This window comes from Modestobacter muralis, from assembly GCF_010682105.1.
GTDB classification, from domain to species: Bacteria; Actinomycetota; Actinomycetes; order Mycobacteriales; family Geodermatophilaceae; genus Modestobacter; species Modestobacter muralis.
On the sequence record NZ_JAAGWH010000045.1, the window covers coordinates 24,024 to 30,741 of the forward strand.

The 6,718-nt window shown below is 75.1% G+C and carries 5 protein-coding genes and 1 pseudogene; 1 reads left to right on the forward strand and 5 read right to left on the reverse strand.

Going from position 1 to position 6,718, the window contains the following annotated elements:
* Positions 1–8: 8 nt before the first annotated feature.
* Positions 9–1,388, reverse strand: coding sequence for a M50 family metallopeptidase (locus tag GCU67_RS15420; protein WP_338105050.1), 1,380 nt, complete (start codon positions 1,386–1,388; stop codon positions 9–11).
* On the reverse strand, positions 1,325–2,542 hold the full coding sequence (dxr, locus tag GCU67_RS15425) for a 1-deoxy-D-xylulose-5-phosphate reductoisomerase (RefSeq protein ID WP_163612103.1): 1,218 nt from the start codon (positions 2,540–2,542) through the stop codon (positions 1,325–1,327). The genes GCU67_RS15420 and dxr overlap by 64 nt, the downstream gene beginning before the upstream one ends.
* 201 nt (positions 2,543–2,743) lie before the next feature.
* Here dxr and GCU67_RS15430 point away from each other — a divergent pair, with 201 nt between their 5' ends.
* The gene (locus tag GCU67_RS15430) at positions 2,744–3,064 is read left to right on the forward strand and encodes a DUF2631 domain-containing protein (protein WP_163612104.1); all 321 of its coding nucleotides are present in this window, start codon (positions 2,744–2,746) and stop codon (positions 3,062–3,064) included.
* Between the two features lie 162 nt (positions 3,065–3,226).
* On the opposite strand, the gene GCU67_RS15435 is transcribed toward GCU67_RS15430, so the two are convergent.
* The 3 genes and pseudogenes from GCU67_RS15435 to GCU67_RS15445 all read right to left on the reverse strand — a co-directional run.
* Positions 3,227–3,955 carry a VIT1/CCC1 transporter family protein gene (locus tag GCU67_RS15435; protein WP_338105051.1) on the reverse strand — a complete coding sequence of 243 codons (729 nt, stop codon included), beginning with the start codon at positions 3,953–3,955 and terminating at the stop codon, positions 3,227–3,229.
* Positions 3,952–5,181, reverse strand: coding sequence for a dual-specificity RNA methyltransferase RlmN (gene rlmN / locus GCU67_RS15440; protein ID WP_163612105.1), 1,230 nt, complete (start codon positions 5,179–5,181; stop codon positions 3,952–3,954). Before rlmN ends, GCU67_RS15435 begins: the two co-directional genes overlap by 4 nt.
* Positions 5,182–5,280: 99 nt before the next feature.
* A pseudogene (locus GCU67_RS15445) lies at positions 5,281–6,718 on the reverse strand (hypothetical protein); the annotation flags it as partial.

The window sequence follows — 6,718 nt, forward strand, 5'->3', positions numbered from 1 at the left end:
GGGGAGCGTCAGCCCAGGGTGATCGGGTTGACGAGGTCGGCGATGAGCAGCAGGCCCGACAGCACCACGAAGAACCCGGCGACCACGTAGGCCACCGGCATCAGCCGCGCGATGTCGAACGGGCCGGGGTCGGGGCGGCCGCGCAGCCGGGCGACCGTTCCTCGCGCCTTCTCGTACAGCGCCCCGGCCACGTGCCCGCCGTCCAGCGGGTAGATCGGCACTAGGTTGAACAGGAACAGCACCATGTTCACGCTGGCCAGCAGGCTCAGGAAGATGGAGGCCTTCTGCAGCGCACCGATCTCGGTGAGCGCGAAGTACTCCCCCGACAGCCGGCCCACGCCGACGACGCCGATCGGGCCGTTGCGGTCCCGCTCCTCGCCGAGGAACGCCGCCCGGAACAGCTGGGGCACCCGCTCGGGGATCTGCACGAGCTTCTGCACCGACTGCGAGACGACCATGCCGAAGTAGCCGGGCACCTCGCTGATCGGCTGCCGGGCGAACCCGGGCGCCGGGGCGATGCCGACGTACCCGGCGGTGGTCGTCTCCTCACCGGTCAGGTCGGTGTACACGGTGTTCGCGATGGGGGTGACGGAGAGGTCGAGCCGTTCGCCGGCCCGGTCGACGGTCAGCGCGACCGGCTGGCCGGGGTGGCTGCGGATCTCCTCCTGGACCGTCGTCCAGCTGTCGTAGGCGGTGGGCTCGAGCTCCTGGCCGGCGACGGCCACGATGGTGTCGCCGGGCCGGAGACCGGCGGCGGCCGCGGGGCTCTGCGGCTGCCCCTGGCAGGCGGCCTCGGCGTCCGCGTCGGTGGTCACGGTGCCCGCGGGCAGCACGCAGGCCGGCATCGAGTCGATCTGGGTGGTGATGACGCTGGTGCCCAGGCCGACGAGCACCACGGTGAAGAAGACGACGGCGAGCACCAGGTTGTGCGCCGGGCCGGCGGCCATCACGATGATCCGCTGCCACCAGGGCTTCTTGTAGAAGACCCGGTCACCGTCGGTGGGCCGCACGTCGTTGAGGGCCTGGCCCCGGACCTCGGCGATGAAGCTGCGCATCCGGGTGGCGCGCTTGCTCTCGCCCTCCTCGGCCGGCGGGATCATGCCGACGATGCGGATGAACCCGCCCAGCGGCACGGCCTTGATGCCGAACTCGGTCTCCCCGTGGCGGCGGGAGAACACGGTGGGGCCGAAGCCGACGAAGAACTGCGGCACGCGCATGCCGAACCTGCGCGCCCAGTAGAAGTGGCCGAACTCGTGGAAGCCGATGCTGAAGAGCAGGCCGACAGCGAAGGCGACGATCCCGAGGACCGTCAGGAGGAACCCGCTCAGCTCGAACTCCGTCTCAGGTCGTCCGCGTCGATGGCGGCGCGAGCGTGCTCCCGGGCCCACTTCTCAGCGGCCAGCACGTCCTCGACGCAGGTGGGTGCACCGAGGTCCGGCGCGGCGTCGAGGGTACGCGCGATGACCTGCACGATCCCTGTGAACGACAACCGTCCGGCGGTGAAGGCGGCGACGGCCTCCTCGTTGGCCGCGTTGTACAGCGCCGGGACGACGCCGCCGGCCTCACCGGCCTCCCGGGCGAGCCGCACCGCCGGGAACACCTCGGAGTCCAGCGGCTGGAACTCCCAGGTGCTGGCCGTCGACCAGTCCAGCGCCGGCTGCACGACGGGCAGCCGGTCGGGCCAGGCCAGCGCCAGGGCGATCGGCAGGCGCATGTCCGGTGGGCTGGCCTGGGCGATGGTCGCCCCGTCGGCGAAGGTGACCATCGAGTGCACGATCGACTGCGGGTGCACCACGACGTCGATGTCGGCGTAGGGGACGCCGAAGAGCAGGTGCGCCTCGATCAGCTCCAGGCCCTTGTTGACCAGGGTGGCGGAGTTGATGGTCACCACCGGCCCCATGTCCCAGGTCGGGTGGGCCAGGGCCTGCTCGCGGGTGACCCCGGCCAGCTCCTCGGCCGTCCGGCCACGGAAGGGGCCGCCGCTGGCGGTGAGCACGAGCCGGGCCACCTCCCCCCGGGCGCCGCCGCGCAGGCACTGGGCCAGCGCCGAGTGCTCGGAGTCGACCGGCACCAGCTGCCCCGGGGCCGCCGCCGCGGTGACCAGCGCTCCCCCGGCCACGAGGGACTCCTTGTTGGCCAGCGCGACCGTGCGCCCGGCGGCCAGCGCCGACAGCGTGGGCCGCAACCCGATCGACCCGGTGATCCCGTTGAGGACGACGTCGGCCGGGCGGGCCGCGAGCTCCTCGGCGGCGCGGGGACCGGCCAGGATCTCCGGCAGCGCGTAGTTGCCCTGCGCCCAACCGCGCTGCTGGGCGGCGGCGTAGAAGGCCAGCTGCAGGTCCTGCGCGGCGGTGGCGCGGGCGACCGCGACGGTCCGCACGCCCAGGGACAGCGCCTGTTCGGCCAGCAGGGCCACGTCCCCGCCGCCGGCGGCCAGGCCGGTGATCTGCAGCCGGCCGGGGTTCTGCCGGACGACCGCGATCGCCTGCCGCCCGATGGACCCGGTCGACCCCAGCACGGTGATCTCGCGCGGCTCGCTCATGTGCACTCCTCGCTGCCCTCATCGGCGGCGTTCGCCGGTGCCGTGCCCTCGGTGCGCACCCATCCTCGCAAGACCCGCTCCCCGGCCCGCCAGGTGCGCGCCACCCCGGCCTGTCATCATGGGCAGGTGTGCGGCTGAGGCCGCGCACCGAGACACCAGTGACGCCGCGAACGCGGCCACGACCGCGAGCGAGGATGCCCAGTGAGCGATGCGACCGGCCGGGGACAGGGCCACCAGACCAGCGCGACGGTGGTCGAGCAGTCCAACCGCGAGGAGGGCATCGTCCGGGCGGGCGAGACCCCCGTCATGCACGAGCGGCCCGAGGACTGGGGCTGGCACGGCGAGGCCGGCAGGACCGGCCGGGTCGCCGGCTGGCTCCTCGCCCTCGCCATGCTGACGATGCTGGTGGGCAACCACGAGGGCCGGGTCGAGGACATCTACCTGGTGCTGGCCTCCGCCACCCTGGTCGGCATCCTGCTGTGGGACATGCGCCGCCGGAAGAACGCCTGGCGCGCCCGCTGACCTCTGGTCCACCGACGTGACGGGTCCGCTCCCCTCGGGAGCGGGCCCGTTCTCGTCGACCACTCCTCGACGACGACTCGTCACAGGCGCTGCTCCAGCCGCCGTCATCACAGCGGTCCGAGGACAGGCCCACTCCCGGGCCGTCCTAGGACCGGTGACCGGTCAGGCCGCGCCGACCCCGATCGCCGAGCCGATCAGGTAGGTCGCCGTTGCGGCCACCGCACCGAACACCAGCTGACGCAGCCCCGCCGACCACCACGGCCGCGGCGTGAAGCGCGCCGACAGCGCCCCGGCCACGACCAGGCCGGCGCCACCGCACAGCAGCGCCAGCCACAGCACCGGCGCGCCCAGCAGGTAGGGCAGCAGTGGGATGAGGGCGCCCACCGCGAAGCAGGCGAACGACGACACCGCGGCCGTCATCGGCGAGGGCTTGTCCTCGGGGTCCAGGCCCAGCTCGTTGAGCGTGTGCACCCGCAGGGCCTGCTCCGGGTCGCGCGAGAGCTGCGCGGCGACCGCCTCGGCCAGCTCGGGGTCCAGTCCGCGGTCCTCCCACAGCTGGGTCAGCTCGGCCTGTTCCCCCACCGGGTTGGTCGCCAGCTCGCGGCGCTCCTTGGCGACCTCGAGGTCCAGCTGCTCGTTCTGCGTGCTCACCGAGGTGTACTCGCCCAGCGCCATCGAGATCGCCCCGGCGGCGAGCCCGGCCACCCCGGACAGCACGACGGCGTGGGCACCGACGCCGCCACCACCCACGCCGGCGACCAGCGCGGTGTTGGTGACCAGCCCGTCCATCCCGCCGAACACCGCGGCCCGCAGCCACCCGCCCGAGACGTCGGCGTGGGTGTGCGGCTCGACCTCGGCCGACGGCAGACCGGGCCCCGGCGCGGTGGTCACTGGTCGGACTCGCCGCCGAGCGTTTGAAGGACCCCGTCCTCCTCATCCCTCGCGAGCTCGGGACGAGCCTCGGGACGGGGCCACTGGTCGGTCTCGGGCACCGGCACGGCGATGCTCGGGATGCCCTCGACCTGGTCGGCGGCGGCGAGCTGCCCGCAGGCGCCGTCGATGTCCGAGCCGCGGGTGTCGCGCACCGTCGTCGGCACTCCGGCCGCGCGCAGCCGGGCCACGAACTCCCGCTGGGCGGGCAGCGGGCTGGCGTCCCACTTGCTGCCCGGGGTGGGGTTGAGCGGGATGAGGTTGACGTGCGCGAGGCGCTTGGACAGCAGCTTGCCGAGCAGGTCGGCCCGGAACGGCTGGTCGTTGATGTCGCGGATCAGCGCGTACTCGATGGAGTACCGGCGTCCGGTGCGGCGGGCGAAGTCGTCGGCGGCGCCGAGCACCTCCGCGACGTTCCACCGGGTGTTGATCGGCACCAGGGTGTCGCGCAGCTCGTCGTCGGGGGCGTGCAGGCTCACCGCGAGGGTGACGTTGAGACCCTCCTCGGTGAGCTTGCGGATCGCCGGGACGACGCCGACCGTCGACACGGTCACCGAGCGCTGCGCGAGGCCCAGCCCGTGCGGTGCCGGGGTGAGCAGCGCGTCGAGGGTCTTGCGGACCCGGGCGTAGTTGGCCAGCGGCTCGCCCATGCCCATGAAGACGACGTTGGACAGCCGGCCCGGCCCGCCAGGGATCTCACCGTTCGCCATCGCCGCGGCAGCGGCCACCGCCTGGCCGATTATCTCGGCGGCGGACAGGTTGCGGGTCAGGCCGCTCTGGCCGGTCGCGCAGAACGGGCAGGCCATGCCGCAGCCGGCCTGGCTGGAGATGCAGACGGTCGCGCGCTCGGGGTAGCGCATGAGCACGCTCTCCACGAGGGCGCCGTCGTGCAGTCGCCACAGCGTCTTGCGGGTGCGGCCACCGTCGGCGGACTGGTGCCGCACCGGGGTCAGCAGCCCGGGCAGCAGCGCTGCGGTGAGGTCGTCGCGGGAGGCGGCCGGCAGGTCGGTCATCAGCGCCGGGTCGGTGACCCCGGCGTAGAAGTGCCGGGCCAGCTGATCGGCGCGGAACGCCGGCTGACCGAGCTCGGTCACCGCTGCGCGGGCCTCGTCACGGGTCAGGTCGGCGAGGTGCCGGGGCGGCTTGGTGCGGCGGGGGGCGTCGAAGACCAGGGGCAGGACAGTCATGGCAGCTCCATGGTCCCACCCTCTGGGCTGCCGGGGAGCCCGTCCGGGCGTGAGATGGCTCCCGGCCGGCGCGTCGTCCGGACGTCGCGATGGACCGCGTCAGCGGCGGCGGGCGGCCAGGCCCGGGCCCTCGGCCGACGTGGGGACCGGGACGGCCGTCGCGGCCGGACCGTCCCCAGGCCCGGGCGGGGTGGGCTGCGGGCTCGTCGTCGGGGGCAGGGTCGGCTCGGCCGGCGGGGTCGGGTCCGTCGGGGCGGGGGTGACCGGGCCGGGCTCCTCGACGACCGGGGGGTCGACCTCGGGCAGGCAGGGGTCGGCGGGGTCAGCGACCGCGCCGGGCGCCAGGGCAACGGGATCGCAGGTGCCCGGGGCGCCGTCGCCGGGCTGCGGGGTGCCGCCGGGAGCGGGGGTGTCGCCGGGAGCGGGGGTGCCACCCGGACCAGGGGTGCCGACCGGGGGCTGGGTGTCCCCGGGAGCGGGGGTGCCGACCGGAGGCGGCGCCTGGTCCGGGACCGGGGTGTCACCGGGCACCGGCCCGACATCCGGGACGGGACCCGCGACCGGGGCCCCGCCAGTGTCCGGGAGCGCACCGCTCGGCACCGCGGTCGGGTCCTGGGCGGCGGGCGCCGGGTCGCCCGTCACCGGAGCGGCCACGGCGGCAGACGATCGCGCCACCACGGGACGGACCGGCGCCGTCGTTGGACCTGCCGCGGTCGACGTGGCCGTCGGCTCCGGGGTGATGGTCGGCACCGGCGCGGGGACCGACGTGGTCGGCACCGGACTCGGCGTGCGGGCCGGTGAGCTGGGGGCCGCCGATGCGGCGGGGCTGCGCTGCGCGGCGGCCACGGCGGGCCGGTCGCCGCCGGACTGACCGGGGACGACGAACCCGGCGATGACCGCCGCGACGGCGAGCACCGCCAGCGGGAGCAGGACCCGGACCCGGCGGCTGCGCGACTCCACGGCCGGTGCAGGGGCGTCCGTGCCGTCGGTCGAGGAACGTGTGTCGGCCTCGGCCGCGCTCCAGGCGGCGAACTGGGCGGCGGCGAGGTCCTCCGGGTCGGAGTCCTCGGACCAGCCCGGCACCACGTCGGCGGCAGACGCCGGAGCGTCGAGCCCTTCGACGTCGAGGCCCCCTGACCAGGCGGGCGCGCTGTCGTCCACGACCAGCGGCGCGGGCGGGGCGGCGAGCTCCTCCACGCCGAGGACCTCGGACCACGCTGGCGCGACGTCCGCGACGGGCACCGGCGCGGCGCGCTCCTGCAGGTCGGCCCGGTCGGACCACGCCGGCGCGACGGGCGGTGCCGTGGACGGCACGGCCGGCGGCAGCGCCAGCTCCTCGGCGAGGAGCTCCGCCGAGAGGACGACAGGTGTGGGCGGCAGCGGCCAGCCGGGCTCGGACGCACGGACCACCGGCGTGGGGACGACGGCCTCGACGGCCGGCGCCTCGTGCAGGGACGCCGCGGCGGGTGTCGGCACGGCGGGAGTCGGCACGGCGGGAGTCGGGACGGCGGGAGTCGGGACGGCGGGAGTCGGGACG

Coding starts and splice junctions, on each gene's coding strand:
- dxr (WP_163612103.1), bottom strand. CDS start 2,542: ATGAGCGAGCCGCGCGAGATCACCGTGCTGGGGTCGACCGGGTCCATC.
- rlmN (WP_163612105.1), bottom strand. CDS start 5,181: ATGACTGTCCTGCCCCTGGTCTTCGACGCCCCCCGCCGCACCAAGCCG.